The sequence below is a fragment of the Martinezella lusitana genome, assembly GCF_016901135.1.
In the GTDB taxonomy this organism is placed as follows: Bacteria; Pseudomonadota; Alphaproteobacteria; order Rhizobiales; family Rhizobiaceae; genus Rhizobium; species Rhizobium lusitanum_D.
This window is the reverse complement of sequence record NZ_JAFEVL010000010.1, coordinates 101,412-124,323: the sequence shown is the minus strand read 5'-3', so window position 1 is coordinate 124,323 and position 22,912 is coordinate 101,412. Positions and strand designations below refer to the sequence as shown.

25 protein-coding genes are annotated in these 22,912 nt (G+C 60.3%); 8 read left to right on the top strand and 17 right to left on the bottom strand.

The genetic code is table 11. The annotated features are described in order from the left end of the window. Nucleotides 1-32 precede the first annotated feature (32 nt). The 3 genes from JTP94_RS03535 to JTP94_RS03525 all read right to left on the bottom strand — a co-directional run bounded on the left by JTP94_RS03535 (nucleotide 33) and on the right by JTP94_RS03525 (nucleotide 2,893). Nucleotides 33-887 (bottom strand): NlpC/P60 family protein, encoded by an 855-nt coding sequence (locus JTP94_RS03535; protein WP_204849179.1) that lies wholly within the window; start codon nucleotides 885-887, stop codon nucleotides 33-35. 16 nt (nucleotides 888-903) lie between these two features. Next, nucleotides 904-1,248: a MarR family transcriptional regulator gene (locus JTP94_RS03530; protein ID WP_034511967.1), complete on the bottom strand. Its 345-nt coding sequence runs from the start codon at nucleotides 1,246-1,248 to the stop codon at nucleotides 904-906. 253 nt (nucleotides 1,249-1,501) lie between these two features. Then, nucleotides 1,502-2,893 (bottom strand): M17 family metallopeptidase, encoded by a 1,392-nt coding sequence (locus tag JTP94_RS03525; RefSeq protein ID WP_204849178.1) that lies wholly within the window; start codon nucleotides 2,891-2,893, stop codon nucleotides 1,502-1,504. Between the two features lie 148 nt (nucleotides 2,894-3,041). Here JTP94_RS03525 and JTP94_RS03520 point away from each other — a divergent pair, with 148 nt between their 5' ends. After that, nucleotides 3,042-3,869 carry a tetratricopeptide repeat protein gene (locus JTP94_RS03520; RefSeq protein ID WP_204849177.1) on the top strand — a complete coding sequence of 276 codons (828 nt, stop codon included), beginning with the start codon at nucleotides 3,042-3,044 and terminating at the stop codon, nucleotides 3,867-3,869. Nucleotides 3,870-3,926: 57 nt separating this feature from the next. Here JTP94_RS03520 and JTP94_RS03515 read toward each other — a convergent pair whose 3' ends face one another. The 10 genes from JTP94_RS03515 to JTP94_RS03470 all read right to left on the bottom strand — a co-directional run bounded on the left by JTP94_RS03515 (nucleotide 3,927) and on the right by JTP94_RS03470 (nucleotide 13,662). Further along, nucleotides 3,927-4,571 carry a LysE family translocator gene (locus tag JTP94_RS03515; protein ID WP_204849176.1) on the bottom strand — a complete coding sequence of 215 codons (645 nt, stop codon included), beginning with the start codon at nucleotides 4,569-4,571 and terminating at the stop codon, nucleotides 3,927-3,929. A 141-nt stretch (nucleotides 4,572-4,712) separates the two neighbouring features. After that, the gene (locus tag JTP94_RS03510) at nucleotides 4,713-5,690 is read right to left on the bottom strand and encodes a type II secretion system F family protein (protein ID WP_204849175.1); all 978 of its coding nucleotides are present in this window, start codon (nucleotides 5,688-5,690) and stop codon (nucleotides 4,713-4,715) included. 21 nt (nucleotides 5,691-5,711) lie between these two features. Continuing rightward, the gene (locus tag JTP94_RS03505; RefSeq protein WP_204849174.1) at nucleotides 5,712-6,719 is read right to left on the bottom strand and encodes a type II secretion system F family protein; all 1,008 of its coding nucleotides are present in this window, start codon (nucleotides 6,717-6,719) and stop codon (nucleotides 5,712-5,714) included. An 8-nt stretch (nucleotides 6,720-6,727) separates the two neighbouring features. Beyond that, on the bottom strand, nucleotides 6,728-8,203 hold the full coding sequence (locus tag JTP94_RS03500; RefSeq protein ID WP_204849173.1) for a CpaF family protein: 1,476 nt from the start codon (nucleotides 8,201-8,203) through the stop codon (nucleotides 6,728-6,730). A gap of 81 nt (nucleotides 8,204-8,284) precedes the next feature. Beyond that, nucleotides 8,285-9,556: a CtpF protein gene (locus tag JTP94_RS03495; RefSeq protein ID WP_204849172.1), complete on the bottom strand. Its 1,272-nt coding sequence runs from the start codon at nucleotides 9,554-9,556 to the stop codon at nucleotides 8,285-8,287. 31 nt (nucleotides 9,557-9,587) lie between these two features. Then, on the bottom strand, nucleotides 9,588-10,322 hold the full coding sequence (locus tag JTP94_RS03490) for a CpaD family pilus assembly protein (protein WP_204849171.1): 735 nt from the start codon (nucleotides 10,320-10,322) through the stop codon (nucleotides 9,588-9,590). Between the two features lie 55 nt (nucleotides 10,323-10,377). Next, nucleotides 10,378-11,877, bottom strand: a complete 1,500-nt coding sequence (locus tag JTP94_RS03485) for a type II and III secretion system protein family protein (protein WP_204849170.1) — start codon at nucleotides 11,875-11,877, stop codon at nucleotides 10,378-10,380. A 14-nt stretch (nucleotides 11,878-11,891) separates the two neighbouring features. Beyond that, complete coding sequence (cpaB, locus tag JTP94_RS03480) at nucleotides 11,892-12,704, bottom strand: Flp pilus assembly protein CpaB (protein WP_204849169.1); 813 nt, start codon at nucleotides 12,702-12,704, stop codon at nucleotides 11,892-11,894. Between the two features lie 164 nt (nucleotides 12,705-12,868). Further along, entirely contained in the window at nucleotides 12,869-13,381 is a 513-nt protein-coding gene (locus tag JTP94_RS03475) for a prepilin peptidase (protein WP_204849168.1), read from the bottom strand. A gap of 89 nt (nucleotides 13,382-13,470) precedes the next feature. Further along, entirely contained in the window at nucleotides 13,471-13,662 is a 192-nt protein-coding gene (locus tag JTP94_RS03470) for a Flp family type IVb pilin (RefSeq protein WP_037200394.1), read from the bottom strand. Nucleotides 13,663-14,068: 406 nt separating this feature from the next. Between JTP94_RS03470 and JTP94_RS03465 the strand changes: the two genes are divergently transcribed. From JTP94_RS03465 to JTP94_RS03435, 7 genes are all read left to right on the top strand, one after another. Then, nucleotides 14,069-14,491, top strand: coding sequence for a pilus assembly protein N-terminal domain-containing protein (locus tag JTP94_RS03465; RefSeq protein WP_204849167.1), 423 nt, complete (start codon nucleotides 14,069-14,071; stop codon nucleotides 14,489-14,491). A gap of 155 nt (nucleotides 14,492-14,646) precedes the next feature. Next, nucleotides 14,647-15,270: a TadE/TadG family type IV pilus assembly protein gene (locus tag JTP94_RS03460; RefSeq protein WP_204849166.1), complete on the top strand. Its 624-nt coding sequence runs from the start codon at nucleotides 14,647-14,649 to the stop codon at nucleotides 15,268-15,270. Continuing rightward, nucleotides 15,267-15,857 carry a TadE/TadG family type IV pilus assembly protein gene (locus JTP94_RS03455; protein WP_271025511.1) on the top strand — a complete coding sequence of 197 codons (591 nt, stop codon included), beginning with the start codon at nucleotides 15,267-15,269 and terminating at the stop codon, nucleotides 15,855-15,857. Before JTP94_RS03460 ends, JTP94_RS03455 begins: the two co-directional genes overlap by 4 nt. 135 nt (nucleotides 15,858-15,992) lie before the next feature. After that, on the top strand, nucleotides 15,993-17,213 hold the full coding sequence (locus JTP94_RS03450) for a phosphopentomutase (protein ID WP_204849165.1): 1,221 nt from the start codon (nucleotides 15,993-15,995) through the stop codon (nucleotides 17,211-17,213). Continuing rightward, a complete protein-coding gene (locus JTP94_RS03445; protein WP_204849164.1) occupies nucleotides 17,210-18,178 on the top strand; it encodes an adenosine deaminase in 969 nt (322 codons plus the stop codon). Before JTP94_RS03450 ends, JTP94_RS03445 begins: the two co-directional genes overlap by 4 nt. A gap of 122 nt (nucleotides 18,179-18,300) precedes the next feature. Further along, entirely contained in the window at nucleotides 18,301-18,930 is a 630-nt protein-coding gene (gene upp / locus JTP94_RS03440; RefSeq protein ID WP_034511998.1) for a uracil phosphoribosyltransferase, read from the top strand. 126 nt (nucleotides 18,931-19,056) lie between these two features. Next, nucleotides 19,057-19,578, top strand: a complete 522-nt coding sequence (locus tag JTP94_RS03435) for a TIGR02281 family clan AA aspartic protease (RefSeq protein WP_204849163.1) — start codon at nucleotides 19,057-19,059, stop codon at nucleotides 19,576-19,578. Between the two features lie 54 nt (nucleotides 19,579-19,632). Here the strand turns inward: JTP94_RS03435 and deoA are convergent, their stop codons facing one another. Genes deoA through JTP94_RS03415 form a run of 4 tightly spaced genes read right to left on the bottom strand, consistent with a single transcriptional unit; the run spans nucleotide 19,633 to nucleotide 22,910 of the window. After that, nucleotides 19,633-20,940 carry a thymidine phosphorylase gene (gene deoA, locus JTP94_RS03430; RefSeq protein ID WP_204849162.1) on the bottom strand — a complete coding sequence of 436 codons (1,308 nt, stop codon included), beginning with the start codon at nucleotides 20,938-20,940 and terminating at the stop codon, nucleotides 19,633-19,635. 4 nt (nucleotides 20,941-20,944) lie between these two features. Further along, complete coding sequence (deoC, locus tag JTP94_RS03425) at nucleotides 20,945-21,718, bottom strand: deoxyribose-phosphate aldolase (RefSeq protein ID WP_204849161.1); 774 nt, start codon at nucleotides 21,716-21,718, stop codon at nucleotides 20,945-20,947. Further along, complete coding sequence (locus tag JTP94_RS03420) at nucleotides 21,715-22,521, bottom strand: purine-nucleoside phosphorylase (protein ID WP_204849160.1); 807 nt, start codon at nucleotides 22,519-22,521, stop codon at nucleotides 21,715-21,717. Before JTP94_RS03420 ends, deoC begins: the two co-directional genes overlap by 4 nt. Further along, nucleotides 22,518-22,910 (bottom strand): cytidine deaminase, encoded by a 393-nt coding sequence (locus tag JTP94_RS03415; protein ID WP_204849159.1) that lies wholly within the window; start codon nucleotides 22,908-22,910, stop codon nucleotides 22,518-22,520. The genes JTP94_RS03420 and JTP94_RS03415 overlap by 4 nt, the downstream gene beginning before the upstream one ends. Between the last annotated feature and the right edge of the window lie 2 nt (nucleotides 22,911-22,912).

The window sequence follows — 22,912 nt, the reverse complement described above, 5'->3', positions numbered from 1 at the left end:
ACGAGCGAGCGGAAAGACTGTTCCGAGACAAATCAACCGACGAAGCGGCGGTATCCGGTCGGCTGCTGGTATAGCCAGCCGATGCGCTCGACGGCGGCGGCGAAATTCTCGCGCGCGACCGTCATGGTATGGCCATTGGCATGGATGATGGTCTCCGGGTCCTCCATGATCGCGACATGGCCCTTCCAGAAGACGAAATCGCCACGGCTGAGATCCTCGCGGGCGATCGGTTCGCCGAGCCCGGCGGCCTGCATGTCGGTGTCACGCGGCGCTGCGCGCCCCGTCATCGAGAGCGCCAGTTGCACCAGCCCGGAGCAATCAATGCCCAGGCCGGAGCGGCCGCCCCAGAGATAGGGCGTATCGAGAAAATGCAGGGCGACATCGACGTAGTCACCACCCTCATTATAGCCGATCGGCTGCACATGCTTGGCAAAGATGGCGGTGCCGTCTTCCAGAACGACGTAATGATTGCCGCGCGCTTCGGCGGTGCCGGTGACGCGCACGCGGCTGCCCATCGAAAGCACGGTAACGTACGGCTTGCGCAGTTCCGGCTCTGGATAGAGGAAGGTACGTTGCGGGATGACGATGTGCGTCGCTGCCGCCGCCCCTTCCTTGACCGCGCCTTCGGGGAGATAGCCGACATAGTCGTCCGATAGCGACTTGACCCAGCACCAGCCGTTGCTGCGCTCAAAAACCACCACCTCCTCGCCCATCAGCAGCTCGGTATCGATGCCGGCGGCGAGGTCCGGCTTCGCGCGCAGCGCGACAACAGGTGTTGCGACCTGTGCTTTGCTGCCTTCGACGAAGCGTTCGGCTTCGACTTTGCCTCGTAGCGAGGCTTCGGCGAGGTCAGGTCTGAAGGCGTTGAGACGGCGGTCGAGCGTCATGAAGAAAATCCCGAATTCATAGTTTGCGGCCTTGCTCGATAACGAGATCGCCGAGTTTTTCCAGATAAAGCGCGCCGGTAACCGTGCGCTTGATGATGACATTACGGCGGTCGCGATCGTCGCGCACGCGGTCGACCAGCCCCATCTCGCCCATCGTGTCAAGCGCCCGGGTGATGACCGGCTTGGTGACGCCGAGCGTCGCGGCAAGCCCGCGCACCGTATGCGGCGGCGGCACGAGGTAGATCTGCAGCAGGATCGCGGTCTGCCGCAGCGTCAAATCATGATCCTCGCGGCGCACCTGAGTGAGCGTCACGCCGTGCCAGAGGCCGAGAGCCTGCGAGGCGGAGAGATCGAGCGGCAAGGGCAACCCCGAAAATCGTTACGCTACCGTTCCAGTCTCGGCCAAGATCGTGGCGGTTTCAAGGGGGATTCATCAACCCCTTCGCCCCGCAATGCAGGGAGACGGTGGTTGCAGCACATAGAGGCGGTCCGTGGCCACCTCGTGGTCCGAGGCCCTGTCGACCGGCGAGAAGATTAGCCCTCATGGTGAGGTGCGAAGGTCCAAAGGACCGTAGCCTCGAACCACGAGGGCGGATGAAGGGCAGTGTCCACCCCTAACGCACGCTCTGCCGAATATGATGATACAGCGCCCGGATCGCCTGTGCCTCGCCACCGCCCGGCGAGTGCGGTCGTTCGCTCTGAGCCCAGCCAAAGATGTCGAAATGCACCCAGCTCGGCGTTTTCGTGACGAAACGCTTGAGGAACAGGGCAGCGGTGATGGAGCCGGCCATGCCGCCGGCGGGCGCATTGGTGATATCGGCGAATTTCGTGCGGATATCCTTGTCGTAGCCCATATAGAGCGGCATGCGCCACAGCGGGTCGTCCGTTTCCAGGCTCGCCTCGGTCAGATCGCTGGCAAGGTCGTTGTCGTCGGTGAAGAACGGCGGTAGGTCCGGCCCGAGCGCGACGCGGGCAGCTCCGGTCAGCGTCGCCATGTCGATCATCAGGTCAGGCGCATCCTCGTCGGCATAGGCAAGCGCATCGGCTAGGATCAACCGTCCCTCAGCATCCGTGTTGTCGATCTGCACGGTCAGGCCCTTGCGGCTTTTGTAGATGTCACCGGGGCGGAATGCATTGGCCGAAATCGAGTTCTCGACGACCGGAACGATGACGCGCAGGTCGACCTTGAGCTTGGCGTCCATGATCATCAGCGCCAGGCCCATGACATTGGCGGCCCCGCCCATATCCTTCTTCATCAGAAGCATCGAGGATGCCGGCTTGATGTCGAGGCCACCAGTATCGAAGCAGACGCCCTTGCCGACCAGCGTGATGCGGCGATGGCCCTTCTTGCCCCAGCGCAGTTCCAAGAGGCGCGGCGCATCGGCGCTGGCGCGTCCCACGGTGTGCACCAGCGGAAAATTCTCCTTCAGGAGATCATCGCCGATGATGACGGACATGTCAGCCTTGTAGTGCTGGGCAAGCGCCCGGAAGGCTGCTTCGAGCTGCTCCGGCCCCATGTCGTTGGTCGGCGTGTTGATGAGATCGCGGGCAAGGAAGACGCCGGCAAGCTGACGCTTGATATCGGCGGCATCGGTATCGCGCGGGATCATGAGCGTCGGCGCTGTCGCCTTTTCGGATTTGTAGCGCTCGAAACGGTAGCTGCCGAGGCCGAAGCCGAGCGAAAGCCGGTTCGCCGTCAAAGGCGCCGTCTCGATATGCCAGTCGCCGGCCGGCAGACTGCGCGCCAGCCTGCCTGTCAGGAAGGGCTGCTCGGACGGATTGGAGCCGAGGCCGAACAATGCGCCGCCGAGATGCCCGTCGGCGGTCGGGATCAGGAGCAAGGAGCCGCTATCGGCCTTGTAGCCGGCCTTGCGCGCCCAATCGAGCGCGATGGGATCGATGGTGCCGGTCTCTATATGCGCCGGCGTGACGGCAAAGATCGGCAGCGTCGCCCCACCCTTCGAATTGAAGGGCGTCGCGCGCTCGATGAACTGATAGGGGGCCATGACTTTCCTTTGACGATGACTTCAGGGAATCGAGAGTTAACCGTCTGTTAGGGTTAACAGATTATTGCTGGAGCGAACATTGCGTCGAACCTTTCCCTGTTCCGATTCTAGGCCGGGCGCAAGTCTTAAGGATTCAGGGAAAAGCGTCATGTCCGCCGGTTCAACCGCGTCTTCGTTCAGAACCTTTCTTTTTCAGGGCACCTCGGCCGCGCTTCTGGCGCTCGCACTCGCAAGCTGCTCGACAACGGGCAAAGACAAGATGACGACCGGCTCGATCCCGACGGCGTCGAAGCCCCTCGACACGATGAACAGCAGCGACCTGGCGCAGGCAACCCTTACCTTCGGCAAGGCCTATGACGCCAATCCGAAGGATCGCGACGCCGGCGTCAACTATGCCAATGCCCTGCGCATGAGCGGCCGCAACGACCAGGCGCTTGCTGTCATGCAGCAGGTTGCGATCAACAATCCGAGCGATCGCGGCGTGCTGGCAGCCTATGGCAAGGCGCAGGCAGCGGCAGGCCAATTGGAAGAGGCGCTGGCGACCATCGATCGCGCCCAGACCCCCGACCGACCCGATTGGCGCCTGGCGTCCGCGCAAGGCGCGATCCTCGACCAGCTCGGCCGTTCCACCGATGCCCGCGGCAAATATCGCGACGCGCTGGTGCTGGCTCCCAACGAGCCGACGATCCTTTCCAACCTCGGCATGTCCTACGTGCTGACAGGCGATCTCAAGAATGCCGAAACCTATCTTCGCTCCGCCGTCACCCAGCCGGACGCCGATAGCCGCGTGCGGCAGAACCTCGCGCTTGTGGTCGGCCTGCAGGGCCGCTTCGCCGAAGCCGAGCAGATCGCCCGGCAAGAGCTGACGCCGCAGCAGGCAAACGCCAACGTCGCCTATCTGCGCTCCATGCTGGCGCAGCAGAACTCCTGGCAGAAGCTAGCCGCCAGCGGTGATGCGAAGAAAACGGTCCAATAAAATAATTCCAGTAAAATGAGCGGTGCTTGCTTCTGGAATTGCCCGTTCGCTAGTTGCTCAACGCCAGATATGCCGCGGCAGACCGTCGATCACCAACCGCGCTCCGAGCGCTCCAATGATGGCACCGGCCACCCTGTCGATCCACAATTTCGATCCGATGTAGAGCGCACGCGGGCGATTGGACGAAAAAGCCATCGTCACCACCATGTACCAGCCCGTCTCGACCACGAAAACTGCCGGCGGCACGGTGAGCAGCAGCCAGGGAGCGGGAGACGCCGGAAGAAGTGCTGCAAAAATACTGCCATAGAAGATGGCTGTCTTCGGATTACTGAGCTGGGTTCCAAGCGCAAACAGGAAATTGCGTATTATGCCCCCCGCGGCCGGCGTGGCAGGTGCGTCGATGGGAAGATCATGCGCCGCGTTGCGCCAGATGCGGATGCCGACATAGATCAGATAGAGCCCGCCGGCGACCTTCAGCGCGAGGTACAACCACTCGACCTTCATCAATAGGGCGCTGAGACCGAACAGAGCCAGCGTCGCGAAGATGACGCTGCCGGTTCCCATGCCGAAGGCGGCGGCGAGACCTGCCTTGCGGGAGCGGGAAACGGCAATGCGGGATACAAGCACAAAGCTCGGCCCGGGGCTGACAGCCCCGATGAAGACTGCGGCGATAACACTGAAAAATATGGCTATGGATGACATGCGACACCTCCGAACATGCCTGGAAATCCGCAAGGCGGCCGATACGAACCTCCACACGCATTCGGGGGTCATTCGCTGATGCTGCCGGCGACTTCAGATCGAAGATTAATCACGCTCCGGCGCCGCCTGCAAGCTTGCCGATCAGAACTTGTCCATGGCCTGAATGATCGCCGGGCCGAGAATGACCGCCATCAGAACGGGCAGGAAGAAGACGATCATCGGCACAGTCAGCTTCGGCGGCAGGGCGGCGGCCTTCTTTTCCGCTTCATTCATGCGCTCGTCACGGCCTTCCTGCGCCATGACACGCAGAGCCTGCGATAGCGGCGTGCCGTAACGCTCGGCTTGGATAAGAGCCTGGGTCACCGACTTTACAAGTTCGATCTGGGTGCGGGCGGCAAGATTGTCGAAAGCCGTGCGGCGATCCTGCAGGAATGAAAGCTCCGCTGTGGTCAGCACCATTTCCTCGGCAAGCGCTGGAGATTGCTCCGCCATTTCCTCGGCCACACGGCGCATGCCGGCTTCGATTGATATGCCTGACTCCACGCAGATCAGCATCAAGTCGAGGGCATCGGGCCAGGCGCGCTTGATCGACTTCTGACGCTTGGTCACCAAATTGGAAATATAGATGTTCGGCGAATAAAAGCCGAGATAGGCCGTGCCGATGACACCGAGCAGGCGGATCGGAAGAGGCTTGGCGGCGAAATATCCGAGAACGAAGACCAGAACGATGGCAACGGCCAGGAACAGGAACGGCAACAGAAACCGCGCCACCAGAAACATGTTCAGCGCGTTTTCCGAACGCAGGCCGGCGGCACGCAGACGGTTGACCGTATTTGCATCCACCAGCGCGTTGCGCAGATTGAAGCGCTCGACGATCTGCCTGACGTTACGATTGTTCTGGTTGCGCAGCGTTGCCTTGCCGCCTTCGGCGCTCAGCCGCGCCCGCTCACGCGCCCGGATCTGCTCGCGCTCCGTCGACACGGCCTTCATGCGCTTATTGAGATCGCCGCGTTCAAGCATGGGCATGGCAATCGTATAGAAGGTGGCAAAGACGGCGATCGCCACGACCACGGCGAGAATGGTGCCGGGATCGGTCAGTTGAGAGGCCAGATCGGACATGGGCTATGCGGCTCCTTTCGCTCAGATCTCGAAATTGACCATGTTGCGCATGATGTAGATGCCGATCGACATCCAGATGCCGGCGCCCATCAGAATCAGGTGACCGCGCGGATCGGTGAACAGGATCATCATGTATTGCGGCGACGTCAGGTAGACGAGCAGCATGACGATGAAGGGCAGCGCGCCGATGATGACGGCGGACGCCTTTGCTTCCATCGACAGCGCCTGGACCTTCGCCTTCATTTTCTTGCGCTCACGCAGCACCCGCGACAGGTTGCCCAACGCTTCGGACAGGTTGCCGCCAGCCTGCGCCTGGATGGTGATGACGATCGCAAAGAAACTCACTTCCTGCAGCGGCATGTGGTTGTTCATGCGCCCACAGGCATCCGACATGCTAAGGCCGACCTGCTGCGCCTCGACCACCCGCTGGAACTCGGTCTTGACTGGCTCGCGCGCCTCGCCCGCCACCAGCCGAATGGCATCATTGAGTGGCAGACCAGCGCGAAGCGAGCGCGTGATGAGATCCAGCGCATTGGGAAATTCGTCGAGGAATTTGTTCTGCCGGCGCTTGATGAGGAAGCCGACGACCCAGCGCGGCAAACCGAAGGCGGCAGCGAAGGGCAATCCCAGGATGACGAGGAACGGCGCGCCGCCGATGAAAAGGATCGCCATGACGAACAGGCCGAACAGCACGCCGAAGACGTAGAAACGCGCCGGCGTCAGCGACAAGCCAGCCTGTCCCAGGCGCGCTTTCAGCGATTGCTTCTTCTTGGTGTTTTCGGTCTGGCGCTTTTCCAGATCCTTCAGCGAATCCTGCACGGACTTGCGCCGCTTCGACAGTTCCTGAACACGGTCGCGCGTAGCCTTGACCTTCAACCGGTCGGTCTCGGCTTGGCTGACCCGGTTGACGCGGCTGTCGGCCTTCTTCTGCGTCTCGATCCGCGAATAAAGAATGCCATAGCAGATCGCGGCCGCGGAGACGGCCGTAAGCAAGACAATCAGTAGCACCGTTGGATCGACACCGAACATAGGGAGTCCTATTGCGATTTTTGTTCCATCTCATCGAGGGCGGCGGCCAGGCGCTTTTCCTCGTTATAATAGCGCGCGCGATCCCAGAAATGCGGCTTGCCGATACCGGTGGAGACGTGCCGGCCGATGATGCGGCCATTGGCGTCCTCGCCGTCCATCTCATAGCGCATCAGGTCCTGCGTAATGATCACATCACCCTCCATGCCGATCACCTCGGTAATCTGGGTGATACGTCGCGAACCGTCGCGCAGGCGCGCGGCCTGGATGATCACGTCGACGGAGCTGGAAACGATCTCGCGCACGGTCTTGGCCGGCAGGCTGAAGCCGCCCATCGCGATCATCGATTCGATACGGCTCAGGCATTCGCGCGGCGTATTGGCGTGGATCGTGCCCATGGAGCCATCGTGGCCCGTATTCATCGCCTGCAACAGGTCGAAGACTTCGGGACCGCGCACTTCGCCGACGATGATGCGTTCGGGGCGCATACGCAGGCAATTCTTGACGAGGTCGCGCATGGTGATCTCGCCCTCGCCTTCGATATTCGGCGGCCGGGTTTCGAGGCGCACGACGTGCGGCTGCTGCAACTGCAGTTCGGCAGTGTCTTCGCAGGTGATGATGCGTTCGTGACGGTCGATGTAATTGGTCAGGCAGTTCAGAAGCGTCGTCTTGCCCGAGCCCGTGCCGCCGGAGATAACGACGTTGCAGCGTACGCGGCCGATGATCTGCAGCAGTGTCGCACCCTCCGGCGTGATGGCGCCGAAGCGGACGAGCTGGTCGAGCGTCAGCTTGTCCTTCTTGAATTTGCGAATGGTAAGCGTTGGGCCGTCGATCGACAGTGGTGGCGCTATGACGTTGACGCGCGAGCCGTCAGGCAGGCGAGCGTCGCAGATCGGGCTCGATTCATCGACGCGGCGGCCGACCTGGCTTACGATGCGCTGGCAGATGGAAAGAAGCTGGGCGTTATCACGGAAACGGATTTCGGATTCGACGGTCTTGCCGCCCACTTCGATGAAAGTCTGGCCTGCGCCATTGACCATGATATCGGCGATATCATCGCGTGCCAGCAGCGGCTCCAGTGGGCCGTAGCCAAGCACGTCATTGCAAATATCCTCGAGCAGTTCCTCCTGCTCGGAAATGGACATCGCAAAATTCTTGATGGTGATGATGTCGTTGACGATATCGCGGATTTCTTCGCGCGCGGCTTCATTGTCGAGCTTGGAAAGCTGTGACAGGTCGATCGTATCGATGAGCGCGGAAAAGACCTGCGCCTTGGTGTCGTAGTATTCCTCGGTGCGTGCGGGTCGGCGTCGGGTGGGCGTCTGCATCGAAGGCGGTGCCACCTGTTGACGCGGCTGCGCCGTGTCGCGCGACGGCTCGACCAGCACTGCCGGCCCGCCGGTGGTGGCAGGCGCGCGCGCCGGCGCCGGCGGAAGTGCGCCGCCACCGCTCTTTGCAGAACCTTCATTTCCGCGCTTGCCAAACATGCTCTCGATCCAACTCCATTACTACAGCATGATTTTCACCGAGGGAAATCCACCCTCCGAAACTCATGCGAAATCAAACAACTACTTTCGCTTCAGGCGGCCAAGCAGGCCACCCCTTTTTGCCTTCTTCATAGCGATGCGCCCAGTGACGATGTGCGATATCTGCGCGAAGGTCTCGGCGATCGGCGACTTCGGATCCGTCTCCGAGATCATGCGGCCGCTATTGGCCGCATTGCCGAACAGACTGATGTCGAACGGGATGATGGCGATCGGATCCGTCTCCAATGGCGCGCAGAATTCTACCGGGTTGATCTCGGGACGCTTCGGCATGCCGACTTGATTGAGAATGAGATGCGGCGCCTTGTCGTTGGGGCGCAATTTGCGCAGCGCGTCGATCAGGTTCTTGGTGTTGCGCAGATTGGCAAGATCGGGTGCGGCGCAAATGACGACTTCATCGACAGCCGCAAGCACCGAGCGTGTCCATTCCGTCCACTGATGGGGTACGTCGAGGACGGCCACCGGCGCGCTGCGCTGAAGAACATCCAGTACGGGCATGAATGCCTGACCGTCGAAATCATAGGCACGATCCAGCATGGAGGGCGCGGCCAGCAAGGACAGATGCTGCGAGCATTTGGTCAGCAGGCGATCGAGGAAGACCTCATCCAGACGCTCCGGCGCATAAACCGCTTCGGCGATACCCTGAGCGGGGTCCTGGTCGAAATCGATGTTGGCCGTGCCGTACGGCAGATCGAGATCGGCGAGAATGGTTTCGGTGGAGAACAGGGTCGAGATTCCGAAGGCACAATTATGCGCGATCGTGGATGCGCCCACCCCGCCCTTGGCGCCGACGAAGGCAATGCTGCGACCGAGCGGCTCCGCGTCGGGGTCAATAAAGATCCCCGCCATCGCCGTCATGATATCGTTCATATCAACGGGCTGGACGATATATTCGGAAATGCCGTTGCGTATCAGTTCGCGGTAAAGGGCGATATCATTGTGGTAACCGACAATGATCACCTTGGTGCTCGGATCGCAGACGGCCGCGAGCGGCGCCAGTTCGGCCAGCAGATTGCGCGAATTTGCGCGCGTCTCGAGGATAATCAGATTGGGTGTCGGCGTCGAAGCAAACATGTTCGCAGCAGCAGCCGTGCCACCGCTGGTGATCCGGAGGTTGACCTTGGACATGCGGCGATCGTTGGCGCATCGGTCCATCACCTGCTGCAACTCCTCGCTTTCGCAGAAGACATGCACGGAAATGCGCGGTAGCGGCCGCATATTGTCGAGATTGCCTAAGCGCGGGGCTTCCTCGGCCTCCGTGGCAGTCGATCCAATATCGTAATCGATGGCGCTCATCACTTTATCCTGTTCTGCCGACCGCTTGCTCTCAATTTCCAGAACTGAACCCGCCGAGCGTTGCCGTACTGGTCGCGACCGAGCCGCTGCGATAATTGTCGATTATCTTGCCGCGCTGATCGGTATCGATCGGCGTCGTGGCGCGCGGCGAGATCAGATCCGTCGGGCTGGCGACCTGCGCCGCCAGGTTCTGCTGGGTCGCGCAGCCGAAATTGTAATAATTCTGGTTGTCGAAGGCGTTGTCCGAGAGATCGTCGGGCCATTGGCCGCAAGCGTTGGTGGCTGCGGTCGTCGCGGCGAAGCGCAGACGGATCGGAGCTGCGTCATCAGGACCACCGGCTGGATAATAGGTGTCGACGATGCGCCCCGACGGTATGCCGTTGGCCACCAGTTCCCCGCGGATCTGTCGGCGCAGCGCCGATGCGGCCAAAGCGTTCACCGACTGCCTTGGTGACAGGATTTCGACCGTGCCGCTCGCATGCGCCCTGTAATCCTGAACGAAGCCGCGGACGGTGTCGCGCATGCCCGTGGTCAGGTGGCGATCGCTGGCGGCGACGGGTATGTCGACATTGTGTTCCTTCTCCGTCAACACGATCGGGTGGCGCTGACGATAATCGTCATTGATGGCGCTGGTCGTCATGCGATCCCTTGAATCGGCACAGCCGCTGATGGCGGCGGCGGTCAGGATCAAGGTCGGCACAATCAAGGCCAGCGTGGAGAAACGGGGCCGGCCGGTGCGGGGCGCGTTACGGTCGAGACTGGCCATCTTCTGATCTCTCGTTGATCCGGTTGAAAAGGTGCGCGTCATGCTCCGTGTCCCCTCATTTGTAGATGAAGCCAACGGTGCCGTGAAAATCGGCGTCGGCGACCGGCGGCGCATCCTTGCGGCCGTAAATCTTGTTGACACGGTTCATGAAGAAGCCGCTGACATCGTTGCTCGGCGAGAAATTGTCGTCGGGACGAGCAAGCTGACTGCGGGCCACCGGGCGCACAAGATAGGGCGTCGCAATAATGACCAGCTCGCTTTCGTCGCGCTGGAAGCTCTTCTGTCGGAACAGCGCACCGAGGATCGGGATTTTCGAGGCGCCAGGCGTGCCGTTGGTGGTCTGTTGGATGCTGTCACTCAAAAGACCGGCAAGGGCTATCGAGCCGCCTGACGGCAATTCGACCGAAGTATCGGCGGCGCGCTGATTGTACGTTGCCGTGTTTGCCGTGCCGACCGGGTTCGACACCTGCGTCTGGACGTGCAGGCTGATGCGTCCGGCAGATAATACCACCGGCGTGAAGGCCAGGCTGATACCATAGGTGAAGGGCGTGATCGTGACGGTCCCGTCCTTGTTCGTCGTGGAATAGAGTGTCTGACCGCCCGAAGTGAAGGTCGCGGCCTGACCGGAGATCGCCGTCAGCGTCGGCTCCGCCAGTGTACGAACGGCACCCGCCTGCTCCAGCGCGTTGAGATAGGTGCTGATATTGTACTTGCCGACGGCAGTTTTGAACAGGCTGGCCAGACCGCCGCCGCCAGCCGCCGCTGTAGCGTCGGGCGAAATATTGCCGAGCTGCGCCACCGTCAGACCAGAGGAATTGCTGACGAGATTGTCGAAGCCGATCTGCTTCAGAACGCTGCGCTTGATCTCGGCGACGGTCACCTTGAGCGTGACCTGATCCTCGCCCTCGATTTGCAACATGTTGACGATCTGCGAGGTTTGCCGCCCTTCGGCGAAGAGAGCGACAGAGCTATCGCCACCGGTGCCTGTCGCAGTCTCCGTGCGGGTCGTCGCTTCACCGCCTTTCAGGAAAGCCTGCGCTAGCTGCTGCGCCCGCGATGCATCCTGCGGCGTGCGCACGGTGCCCGTCAGGACGATATTGTCGGAAACGATTTCGACATCGATGTCGGAGTCCGGGATGAAACGTTTGATATTGTCCTGCAGGCCGGCGATGTCGCGCTCGATCTGGAGGTCGAGACTGACGATTTCCTTGCCGTCGGCACCGAAGACAAAGATGTTGGTCTGGCCGACCGTCTTGCCGAAGAGATAGATGCGACGCGACGTGCGCGTCACGGCATCTGCCATTTTCGGATCTGAAACGAGGATGTCATGTGCGTCGGCCGGCAGATCGACGACCAGCGCCTTGTTGAGACCGAGCCTCAAAGTGCGTTTCGTGCCGAGGCCGGCGATAGTGACGATGCTGTCAGAGCCATCTGCATGCGCGGCCGACATGCGCAGGAAAGCCGGGACATCAGCCAAAGGCAGACCCGCAAAGGCGACGGAAAACGAGAGAATTGCAGCGAGAGGAGAGCTGGCTTTTTTGTTGGTCTTGAACATGATCCCGCCCCTTCTCATTGTGGTTTCATTCCGGTTGGGCCATCGGTCACGATCGTTCCCGACTTGATGACTTGCACAAGGCCGCTGCCGCTGTCGCCGGCCAGCAGATAGTCGGCGGCGGTCGTGTCCGGTTGCTGCGCGTCGGCGACGGAGCGCAATGCCAGCGTCAGCCGATCGGCCATCTGGTGCGCGACAACCAGAACCTTCGTCTGATCCGGCGTCAGTTCCAGCGTCGCGGTCGCACCAACCGCAGCCTTGCTGCCGTCCTGCTTCTCCTCGATCTGCTGGTCGACAGCCAAAACACGTACGTTGCTGAGCACCGTCTCGGTTATGAGCTGCTGCTGCGCACCCTTGCGAACCATGATCACGTCAACGCGGTCATTCGGAAGAATGAAACCGCCGGCACCGGTCGCGACGGAAATCTCGGTAGCAACGGCCCGCTTGCCGGAAGGCAGCAACGAGGAAAGGATGTGGCTGTTGGAATCAGCGACCTTTTCTTCCCGGATCGGCTCACCCTCGAAAATCGGCAGGCGGACCACCGCGCCGTTCAGGTCCTTCAGCGCATCGGGCCGCTCGCTCTCGGTGATGAGGCCCTTGACAAGGCCGCTTTCCGGCCAGCCCATCCAATGGACCGATTTCTCATTCAGGCGCGATCCGACAGGCAGATTGGCGCTCGCAACGAGCACATTGATCGTCGCTTCCTTTTCTACCACCGCCGCAACCTGGGGTACGATATTGTGCGAACCAGCCAGACGCATCGCCAGCAGGCCGGCCATCCCTGCCGCGACGGCTGCCACTGCGAGTATTATTGTCCGAGCGGGTTTCATGGTCATTCCTTGGGGAATAGGATTCTTCGCCCCGCAGAATGCTCAGCAATTGGTGTAATTATGGTTAATGGTGTATTACATCTACCATTACTTAACCATAATTACTTGAGTTAAATTAGAACTTATTCATATAATGATTTAATTTATACTCGCCAATTGACCGCTTAGAGCGCCCCTTGGGTCGCTGCGATCAAGAGCGGCGAGGAGGGAAAGGCGAGGATGCCGCCGATAGCGATGGCAATGCCGTAAGGGATCTTCTTGGCGACCATCAATGAATTCGGCACGGGCAAGCCAATGGCCATAATAATGCTGGATTGCGACCGGAGCAGAACGATTAGAACCGTCACTACCCCGCCAATAAACGCGACATAGACGAGAAATATCATCAGGGAAGAATCGAAACCGAACCAGAGCGCGGTAGCAGCCAAGAGCTTCGCGTCGCCGCCGCCCATGACATTCAACGCAAAGAGTGCGAAGCAGGCAAAAAAGACAACGCTGGCGCCGGCAAAGTGCATGCCGATTTCTGTCAATGACAGTCCGAAAACGGGCGCTAATACCAAGAAGGAGACCGCGAGCGCCAAGGATACACGATTTGGGATCGTCATTGTCAGCAGATCAGAGATTGCCGCGATCGACATGCAGAGCGGAAATATAAGTAACGCCGCAGCTTCGAACATGCCATATCCCCTTTGTAGATATAAATATCGGAAACCGCCCATTTTATTGAGCGGCTTCCGGGAAATATTATGCCGTTAAGGCAAATATCTTACTTGGTACCAACACCGGTGCCAGACTTGTTCATCTGGGTAGAGATGTTGTTGAAGGTCGTGCTGAGCGTATTGCCCAGGGTGGTTGCGCCGGCAATGATGGCGACCGAGATCAGAGCAGCGATCAGGCCGTATTCAATTGCGGTCGCACCAGATTCATCCTTCAGGAAGCGCGAAAAAAGCTTGGACATTAATTTACTCCACTCACTTTGTTGACAGCACGTCCGCCAACTGTTTGCCGTTGATCGGATGAGTTGAACCCTATTCGCGCGCCGTTTCCATCGCTTTAAAGAAGTGGGTTAATGTATTGTAAATACCAAAGCGAAAATAGAATAGTTAACTCCAGTTCAGGTCTTTCCAAGCATTTTTAAAGAAAACTTTTAGGCTAAAAGAAATTATTAGGCGCGCGTATATTAGACTAATATGTGACTTGCCTCGTATTGACGCGTATTTGTCGTGAAAAACGAAGAACGGAAGTCCGATGAGGGACACTAGCGTCATAATCACGCGATCGGGCTGCCCCTTAATCGTTCATTCACCATTCTTTCCCATTCTGTCCTGCAGACGTTTTCGACATAAATTCCAAGAGGCCAAGCCATGCCAATCGGCGGCAAAACCGCATTCCTTGCCGGCATCGTCGCCCTGGTCGGCATGACGCCGCAGCTTTCCCACGCTGCTGGGGAAAGCATGCTGCGCGTCTATATGGATCACGCGCGCGTATTGAAGCTTGACCGCCCCGTCGCCAAAGTCATCGTCGGAAATTCCCAGGTCGCCGATGCGACTGTCGCCGATCCGAAGACTATCGTGCTGACCGGCCGCAATTTTGGCACCACGAATATCATCCTGCTCGATGCTGACGGTAATGCGATCGTGGACGAACAGATCCTGGTCTCGATCGATGAAGGCAATACGGTGCGCGTCTTTCGCCAGACGGATCGCGCCGTACTGTCGTGCACGCCCAATTGTGAACAGCACGCTCAGCAGAGCAATACCGCGACAGCCGCGCCAACTGGCCAGTAAGCTGTATTTGCTAGCGCAAATATTCGAAGGAAATATATAAGAATTACCTTCCAATCGATAATCCTGGTTTCCTCTAAATATGAAGAGAGAAGAGAAACGGATTATCAAGAAAGCATCTCTAGTTTCACCCGCAGGCAAATCGCCGCGGATATTCAATGATGCCAGACGATGATCTTCTCGGAAACAAGAGCCCAGCACGGCGACGTGCCCAGGGCCGTCTGCGCGAATTCGTACGCTCTCGCGACGGGACTGCGGCCATCGAGTTCGCTTTGCTCGCCATTCCCTATTTCCTGATCATCTTCGCGATCCTGGAGACCTTCGTCGCCTTCACCGCCGAGCAGGTCATTTCCAATGCCGTCGACACCCTGTCGCGCCAGATCAGAACCGGGCAAATCACCGCAAGCAATACAACTCAGCAGCAATTCCGCCAGGCCTTCTGCAATGAGATCTCGGTGCTGATCACTTGCTCGTCATCGGAAGCGGCGACGCCATCGAGCCTCTATCTCGATGTTGAAAACTACACCAGCTTCGCAGCCATGCCGACGACAGTTCCGCGCCAATCGTCGACGGATCCCTATTCCGATCTCAAGACCACCGGCTTTGCATTCGCACCTGGCGGCGCCAAATCCATGAACATGGTGCGCGCCTACTATCGATGGCAGATCATGACGGATCTGATGCGGCCCTATCTCACCAACATACGTCCATCCGACGGCTCGATGCCGACGACCTATCTCATCGTCGCGACAGCCGCTTTCCAGAATGAGAACTATCCGTGAGCGGGCAAGCAAACATAGTTGAGAAGGAAGGCACGTCCTTCGGCCTCCTGCGGCGCTTTGCACGCGACCAGCGCGGCATCGGCGCAATCGAATTCGCCATTCTTTTCCCGGTGCTGCTGATGCTCTACCTCGGTGCTTTCGAGCTTACCGTCGGCCTCAGCTTCTCGAAGCGTGCCAGCCGCTCGGCCGGCTCGATCGCGGATATCGTCTCGCAGCAGTCGACCATCACGAAGTCGGTGCTCGCCACCATGCCGTCCGTGGCCAGTGCTATTTTCGCGCCCTACGTGACCACCGGCCTGACATTGAAGATTACTGGCATTGCGATCGACGCTGCAGGAAATGCGACGGTGGCTTGGTCCTGGGCGCAGGACGGGACGCGGCCTTATTCGGCTGGAACCGCGACCACGATCCCCACCAACCTGAACCAGCCGAGCACATTCCTTGTCCGCAGCGAGCTTGCCATCCCTTACCAGCTCATCAGTTTCGGCGCCAACTTCCTGCCGAGCGGCACCAACCAGATCACCATAAGCCGGCAGTATTACTATCGCCAGCGTGTCGGCACGTCGATCAGCTGCAGCGACTGCTGAGTGCGATCATCAAGACCAGGCTCGGCATTTCCCACCGAAACGGAAAATTGCCAAGTCGTTGCCTCCGTTATATGGGTGACGTCCAATGCACCCGGCGGAACTTGCCGGGCGGCGATGATCTTTATCGGGTGATCCATGGCGCGCGCCTTTCTCTTCGTTCTGGACTCTTTCGGCGTCGGCGGCGGCCCGGATGCGGCAAGCTATGGTGACGAGGGTGCGGACACGCTCGGCCATATCGCCGAATTCTGCGCCGCCGGTGTTGCCGACCGCGAAGGCTTGCGCCAGGGACCGTTGGTATTGCCGACCATGTCCGCCTTCGGGCTGCTGGAGATCGCCAAGGCCGCGACAGGCAGCTATCCCGCCGGAATGCCGCAGCCTGAGAAGCTTTACGGACTCTACGGCTGTGCCAGCGAGGTTTCGCGCGGCAAGGACACACCGTCAGGCCATTGGGAGATCGCCGGAACGCCTGTCATGTTCGATTGGGGTTACTTTCCCGTCGAGGGTGACGCCTTTCCGCCGGAGCTGGTGAACGCCATCTGCGAAGCGGCCGATCTGCCCGGCATTCTCGGCAATTGTCATGCATCCGGCACGGATATCATTGCCCGGCTCGGAGAAGAGCACATCCGCAGCGGCAAGCCGATCTGCTACACCTCGTCCGATTCCGTCTTCCAGATCGCCGCGCATGAGCAGCATTTCGGGCTCGATCGGCTGATCACCCTCTGCAAGACCGTGCGCGGCTTGCTCGATCCCTACAATATCGGCCGCGTCATCGCCCGCCCCTTCATCGGTGAGACGGCAGCGACGTTCGAGCGGACCGGAAATCGCCGCGACTTCTCCGTGCTGCCGCCGGAACCGACCCTGCTCGACCGCCTCATCAAGGCCGAACGCACCGTCCATGCGGTGGGCAAGATCGGTGATATCTTCGCCCATCAAGGCGTTTCCAAAGTCATCAAGGCCAATGGCAATATGGCATTGATGGATGCCACGCTGAAGGCCATGGACGAGGCGGCCGACGGCGATCTGGTTTTCACCAATTTCGTCGATTTCGACATGGTCTACGGACATCGCCGCGATGTGCCGGGCTACGCCGCAGCGCTCGAGGCCTTCGACACGCGGCTGCCGGAGATCTACAAGAAGCTGAAGGCCGGCGATCTCGTCGTCCTGACGGCCGATCACGGTTGCGACCCGACCTGGCGCGGCACCGATCATACGCGTGAACGCGTGCCGATCATGGCCTATGCACCGGGCATCCGCCCGCGCTCCATCGGCATCCGCCAGACCTATGCCGACATCGGCGAGACGATAGCCAAACATCTGGGCATTGCGGCAGGGCCGCATGGGAGGAGTTTCCTTTGACATCGCATTTGAAGAAGGTGGAGCTGCATTGCCATCTGGAAGGCGCGGCTCCGCCGGCGCTGACGCTCGCGCAGGCGCGGAAATACAATGTCGACACCAGCGCTTTCCTCAGGGACGGCATCTATCTCTGGAAGGATTTCGCCGAATTCCTCGTGTGCTACGACAAGGTTTCCGAGGTCTACCGCACCGAGGAAGATTATGCGCTGCTGACGGAGACCTATCTGGAGGAGCTTGCCGGCATCGGCACGATCTATAGCGAGCTCATCGTCTCGCCCGACCATGGCGACCGCATCGGCCTCGGCGCCGACGCCTATATGGCGGGGGTTTCTGCCGGCATCCGCGCCGCCAAGGCAAAGACCGGCATCGAGGCCCGGCTGATCGTGACAGGCGAACGCCACTTCGGCCCGGACCGGGTGGTGAAGGCGGCCGAATATGCGGCCAGGAGCGACAATCCGCTGATATCAGGCTTCAACATGGCTGGCGAGGAACGCATGGGCCGCGTCGCCGACTATGCCCGCGCCTTCGATATCGCCCGCGAAGCCGGGCTTGGCATCACCATCCATGCCGGCGAAGTCTGCGGCGCCTTCAGCGTCGCCGACGCCGTCGAGCTGGTCCGCCCTCACCGTATCGGCCATGGCGTGCGCGCCATCGAGGATACGGACCTCGTCAAGCGCCTCGCCGACCTCGGCACGGTGCTGGAGGTCTGCCCGGGCTCCAACGTCGCACTGAATGTCTTCCCGGATTTCCCGTCGCATCCACTGCGCAAGCTGCGCGATGCTGGCGTGAAAGTGACGATCAATTCCGACGATCCACCATTCTTCCATACCTCGCTGAAGCGTGAATACGAACTGGCTTCAACCGCCTTCGGCTTTAGCGATGACGAGATCGATGCGATGACCCGCATAGCGATCGAAGCGGCCTTCGTGGACGAGGCGACGCGGGCGGCGTTGCTGGCGAGGCTGTAAAGGCTAGATTCTAGGCCGCAGACTGGGGATGAAATTTCCCAAAGCGGCCTATTTTCTTGCACCAGAGACGATTTCCGTGAAAGAAACATCTCATATCGCGGAATTACTGGAAGGCTGAAACCATGGACGGCGTCACTGTCATCGATCACCCGCTTGTGCAACACAAGCTCACAATCATGCGCAAGAAGGAGACGTCGACAGGGAGCTTCCGCCGGCTGCTGCGCGAGATCTCGACGCTGCTCTGCTACGAAGTGACGCGCGACCTGGAATTGACCATCGAGACCATCGAGACGCCGCTGCAGCCGATGGATGCGCCGATCCTCGAAGGCAAGAAGCTGGTCTTCGCCTCGATCCTGCGCGCCGGCAACGGCCTGCTCGAAGGCATGCTCGACCTCGTGCCCTCGGCCCGTGTCTCGCATATCGGCGTCTACCGCGATCACGAGACGCTGCAGCCGGTCGAATATTACTTCAAGGCACCGGAGGATATCGCCGAGCGCCTGATCATTGTCGTCGACCCGATGCTGGCGACCGGCAATTCCTCGATTGCGGCGATCGACAAGCTGAAGGAGCGCGGCGCCCACAATATCCGCTTCCTCTGCCTGCTGGCCGCCCCCGAAGGCATCGCCAACTTCCGTGCAGCGCATCCGGACGTACCAGTCTTCACCGCCGCGATCGACAGCCATCTGAACGAGAAGGGCTACATCGTGCCCGGTCTCGGCGACGCCGGCGACCGTATGTACGGCACGAAGTAGATTTCGCCGTTATATTTGCTTTTTTGCCCGGCAACATCCAACTGCCGGGCTTTTTACTGATTGCTTTAGCGGCACTTCAGTAAAGTTGACTTACATATGGCGATGCCCGCAGGAGGGGCCTTGCCGATGCTCGTTCGCGTTCTTGTTTTTGCCGGCATTATCGCCGTTGCGGCCACCCAGGTGCCACCGCTCTTGAACGGGATCGCAAGCAGAGAAAAGCCCGCGCCGGTAGAAGCCGTTTCCATTCCGCCGCAGAAGGCTGAACCGCCCAGCCTCTATGGCAGCGTATTGCTGCACGCCGATGCGAGCGGCCACTATCAGGGCGATTTCAACCTTAACGGCCGACCGGTGCATGGGATGATCGATACCGGTGCAACCTATGTCGCGATCAACGAAAGCACAGCACGCAGCATCGGCTTCAGCAGCGTCGATCTGGACTATCGTTATCCGATGCAAACCGCAAACGGCACTTCCAAGGTAGCACTTGTCAAGCTCGAGCGCCTGGAGATCGGCGGGATCAGGGTCCGCGACATCGACGCCATCGTGGCGAAGGACAGCGCGTTATCTACGACGCTTATCGGCATGAGCTTCCTGAAAAGGCTGAATTCCTATGGTGTCCAGAACAGCACATTGCGCCTGACGCAATAGGGCGGCTAAGCGTTTCGCAGAATCGCTCAGCCGCCCTATACTATTGTTTTCACGTCAAATCCTGGTAACGATGACGGGTGACAAAGCAGGCCCTGCCTCGACAATACGATAGTTGGCAGCAAAATCCGCCGCCGCCCTGTCCGCACTCGCCTCATCGGCGGCGTGAACGGTTGCTATGCGATCACCCTTGTTGACCCTCGTGCCGAGCGGCAGGATATCGCTGAAGCCAACGCGATGGTCGATCTTGTCCTGCGGATGACGGCGCCCGCCGCCGAGATCGATCACGCTCATGCCGATCGCGCGGGCATCGCAGGCGCCGAGCCAGCCATCGGAAGAGGCAAGAACCGGCTTTTGCACCGGGGCTGTAGTCAGATATCGATCGGGATTCTCGAGCAGATCGGCCGGACCGCCGAGGCCATGCACCATACGGCCGAATATATCGGCGGCCTTGCCGGAAGCAATGGCGTCTCGTGCCCTGCCCTCTGCTTCTGTGCTGCTCGCAGCAATGCCGGACTGAACCAGCATCTCCACAGCAAAGGCCAGAACGACCGTTTCAAGCCGCGTGCCTGCCTTGTTGCCCTTCAGAAAATCCAGGCAACTACGAAGCTCGACCACATTGCCAGCCGCATCCGCCAGAGGCTCATTCATATCGGTGATCAGGGCGGAGGTTTTCACACCGGCGCCGTTGGCGACATCCACCAGCGAGCGGGCCAGCGTCTCCGCCTCCTCATTCGAGGTCATGAAGGCGCCGCTGCCGATCTTGACATCAAGCACCAAGGTTTCCAGCCCCGCCGCCAGTTTCTTCGACAGGATCGAAGCGGTGATCAAGGGTACAGAGTCGACGGTGGCGGTGACATCACGCACCGAATAGAGCTTGCCGTCGGCGGGTGCCAAAGCGCCGGTCTGGCCGATGATGGCACAGCCCACCTCGTCCACCACCTTGCGGAAGCGCGCCGCATCGGGGGTGATCCCGTAGCCGGGAATGGATTCCAGCTTGTCGAGCGTGCCGCCGGTGTGGCCGAGGCCGCGGCCGGAGATCATGGGGACTGCAAGGCCGCAGGCCGCGGCGATGGGCGCCAGCATCAGCGAGACATTGTCGCCGACGCCGCCCGTCGAATGCTTGTCGGCGATCGGCCTGCCGATGCCGGACCAGGAGAGCGTATCACCGGAGTGGGCCATGGCGAGCGTCAGCGCCACGGTCTCATCGCGTGTCATGCCGCGAAACCAGACGGCCATGGCAAAGGCGCCGATCTGGCTTTCCGCCAGTTCGCCACGCGCCAGCGCGCCGATGAAGCCATCGATATCGGCAGCCGACAGGGCAGCGCCGTTCCGCTTCAGCCTGATGATTTCCTGCGGGATCATCGGATCAATAGCCTGACGAAGCCGTCTTGGACTCTCCGCCGGCCAGTACGCTTAGGATATCGTCGAGCAGGCTCGACGCACCGAAACGGAAGGTCGAAGGCATGGCCCAATCGGGCGCCATGATCGTATCGGCAAGGCTCAGATACAGCGCCGCGTCCGCGACCGAACCGATGCCGCCAGCCGGCTTGAAGCCGACCTTGCGGCCGCTGGCGCGGATCGCCCGCAGCATGATGTCGGCGGCTTCGAGCGTCGCATTGACGGCAACCTTGCCGGTGGAAGTCTTGATGAAATCCGAGCCGGCATCGATGGCGAGTTCGGAGGCGCGCTGGATCAGCGCGGCGTCCTTCAGTTCGCCGGTTTCGAGAATGGTCTTCAAGATGACCGGCCCTTTGCACTCGGCCTTGACGGCTGCCACCATATCGGTGACGGCCTGTTCATTGCCGGCCAGAAGCGCGTGATAGGGAATGACCAGATCGATCTCGTCGGCGCCATCGGCAATGGCTTCGCGGACTTCGGCTGATACGTCGGCCACCTCCATGTCGCCGGCCGGAAAGTTCACGACAGTCGCGATCTTCACGGCATGGTCTGTTCCGAGAATGCTGCGGGCCTGGGCGACGAAGCGCGGCCAGATGCAGATCGCGGCGGTATTGCCATAGGGGGATTGCGCGCGGGCGCAGAGCGTCTCGATCTGGGCGGGCGTGCAATCATCCTTGAGATTGGTGAGGTCGAGAAGGGAAAGCGCAACGGCCGCCGTTTCTCTAAGGGAATGGCTCGTCATTGGGAATCTCCTCCGTCGGCGATCATTTCTTTTAGGATGGCGGCGAGACGAGCGCCGCCGACCGGAGCCATGTCCTTTGTCTCATCATGTGTGAGCTCGGCGCCGGTCATGCCAGCACCATAGTTAGTGATGACGGAGGCGGCGGCAACCCTCAGGCCGAAAAGACGCGCCAGAATGACTTCCGGCACGGTCGACATGCCCACAGCATCGGCACCCAGAATGCGCGCCATGCGGATCTCCGCCGGCGTTTCGAAGCTCGGTCCGGAAAACCACATATAGACGCCGTGCGACATCTTGATCTCAGCCTTTTCCGCGGCCTTGCGCATGCGCATGATCAGGTCGGTGTCATAGGCGCTGGTCATGCCGACGAAGCGCTTGTCGCTTTCCTCGCCGATCAGCGGGTTCATGCCGGAATAGTTGATGTGGTCGGTGATCTGCATCACCGATCCGGGCGCCATCTCCTCCCGCAGCGATCCGGCCGAGTTAGTGAGAATCAGCGTCTCGACGCCGAGCGCCTTCAGCGTCTCGATCGGCACGCGCATGGCATTGGCGTCGCCCTTTTCGTAGTAGTGCACGCGGCCGGACAGCATGATAACTGGCACGTCGCCGAGCTGGCCCGCGACCAAAGTACCGGCATGACCGGAAACGGCGCTGACGGGGAAACCTGGCAAATCTGCATAGGGGATGCGCACGGCATCCCCGACTTCATCGACGAGAGAGCCGAGGCCGGAGCCCAAAACGATGCCGTAGCGCGGCTTCAGATCGCCGAGCTTTTCGGAGAGGATATCGACGGCGGCGCTCATCCGAGTATCTCGGTTTCAAAGCTGAAGGGCAGCATCTCGTCCATGGTCATGGTCTTCCTCACGCCGGCTTCATCGCAAAGATAGATGCGTGTTTCCTTGCTGGCGAATTCGGCGATCTTCTGCCGGCAGCCGCCGCAGGGCGGGCAGAGCGGCAGCTTTTCCGCAATCACGGCCATCTCGACGATCTTCTTGGCGCCACCCATGATCATGTGGCTGATCGCTGTGGGTTCGGCGCACCAGCCCTGCGGGAAGGACAGGTTCTCGATATTGGCGCCGGCATAGATCTTGCCGTCCTCGGCGCGGATCGCCGCGCCGACGGGGAATTTCGAATAGGGGGCATGGGCGAAAGCCATCGCCCCGCGAGCGGCCTCGAACAGATCATGCGACATGG

Coding starts and splice junctions, on each gene's coding strand:
- deoA (WP_204849162.1), bottom strand. CDS start 20,940: ATGATCCCGCAGGAAATCATCAGGCTGAAGCGGAACGGCGCTGCCCTG.
- JTP94_RS03450 (WP_204849165.1), top strand. CDS start 15,993: ATGGCGCGCGCCTTTCTCTTCGTTCTGGACTCTTTCGGCGTCGGCGGC.
- JTP94_RS03415 (WP_204849159.1), bottom strand. CDS start 22,910: ATGTCGCATGATCTGTTCGAGGCCGCTCGCGGGGCGATGGCTTTCGCC.
- JTP94_RS03500 (WP_204849173.1), bottom strand. CDS start 8,203: ATGTTTGGCAAGCGCGGAAATGAAGGTTCTGCAAAGAGCGGTGGCGGC.
- JTP94_RS03505 (WP_204849174.1), bottom strand. CDS start 6,719: ATGTTCGGTGTCGATCCAACGGTGCTACTGATTGTCTTGCTTACGGCC.
- JTP94_RS03435 (WP_204849163.1), top strand. CDS start 19,057: ATGCTCGTTCGCGTTCTTGTTTTTGCCGGCATTATCGCCGTTGCGGCC.
- cpaB (WP_204849169.1), bottom strand. CDS start 12,704: ATGAAACCCGCTCGGACAATAATACTCGCAGTGGCAGCCGTCGCGGCA.
- upp (WP_034511998.1), top strand. CDS start 18,301: ATGGACGGCGTCACTGTCATCGATCACCCGCTTGTGCAACACAAGCTC.
- JTP94_RS03485 (WP_204849170.1), bottom strand. CDS start 11,877: ATGTTCAAGACCAACAAAAAAGCCAGCTCTCCTCTCGCTGCAATTCTC.
- JTP94_RS03535 (WP_204849179.1), bottom strand. CDS start 887: ATGACGCTCGACCGCCGTCTCAACGCCTTCAGACCTGACCTCGCCGAA.
- JTP94_RS03520 (WP_204849177.1), top strand. CDS start 3,042: ATGTCCGCCGGTTCAACCGCGTCTTCGTTCAGAACCTTTCTTTTTCAG.
- JTP94_RS03475 (WP_204849168.1), bottom strand. CDS start 13,381: ATGTTCGAAGCTGCGGCGTTACTTATATTTCCGCTCTGCATGTCGATC.
- JTP94_RS03495 (WP_204849172.1), bottom strand. CDS start 9,556: ATGAGCGCCATCGATTACGATATTGGATCGACTGCCACGGAGGCCGAG.
- JTP94_RS03515 (WP_204849176.1), bottom strand. CDS start 4,571: ATGTCATCCATAGCCATATTTTTCAGTGTTATCGCCGCAGTCTTCATC.
- JTP94_RS03470 (WP_037200394.1), bottom strand. CDS start 13,662: ATGTCCAAGCTTTTTTCGCGCTTCCTGAAGGATGAATCTGGTGCGACC.
- deoC (WP_204849161.1), bottom strand. CDS start 21,718: ATGACGAGCCATTCCCTTAGAGAAACGGCGGCCGTTGCGCTTTCCCTT.
- JTP94_RS03525 (WP_204849178.1), bottom strand. CDS start 2,893: ATGGCCCCCTATCAGTTCATCGAGCGCGCGACGCCCTTCAATTCGAAG.
- JTP94_RS03465 (WP_204849167.1), top strand. CDS start 14,069: ATGCCAATCGGCGGCAAAACCGCATTCCTTGCCGGCATCGTCGCCCTG.
- JTP94_RS03490 (WP_204849171.1), bottom strand. CDS start 10,322: ATGGCCAGTCTCGACCGTAACGCGCCCCGCACCGGCCGGCCCCGTTTC.
- JTP94_RS03420 (WP_204849160.1), bottom strand. CDS start 22,521: ATGAGCGCCGCCGTCGATATCCTCTCCGAAAAGCTCGGCGATCTGAAG.
- JTP94_RS03460 (WP_204849166.1), top strand. CDS start 14,647: ATGATGCCAGACGATGATCTTCTCGGAAACAAGAGCCCAGCACGGCGA.
- JTP94_RS03510 (WP_204849175.1), bottom strand. CDS start 5,690: ATGTCCGATCTGGCCTCTCAACTGACCGATCCCGGCACCATTCTCGCC.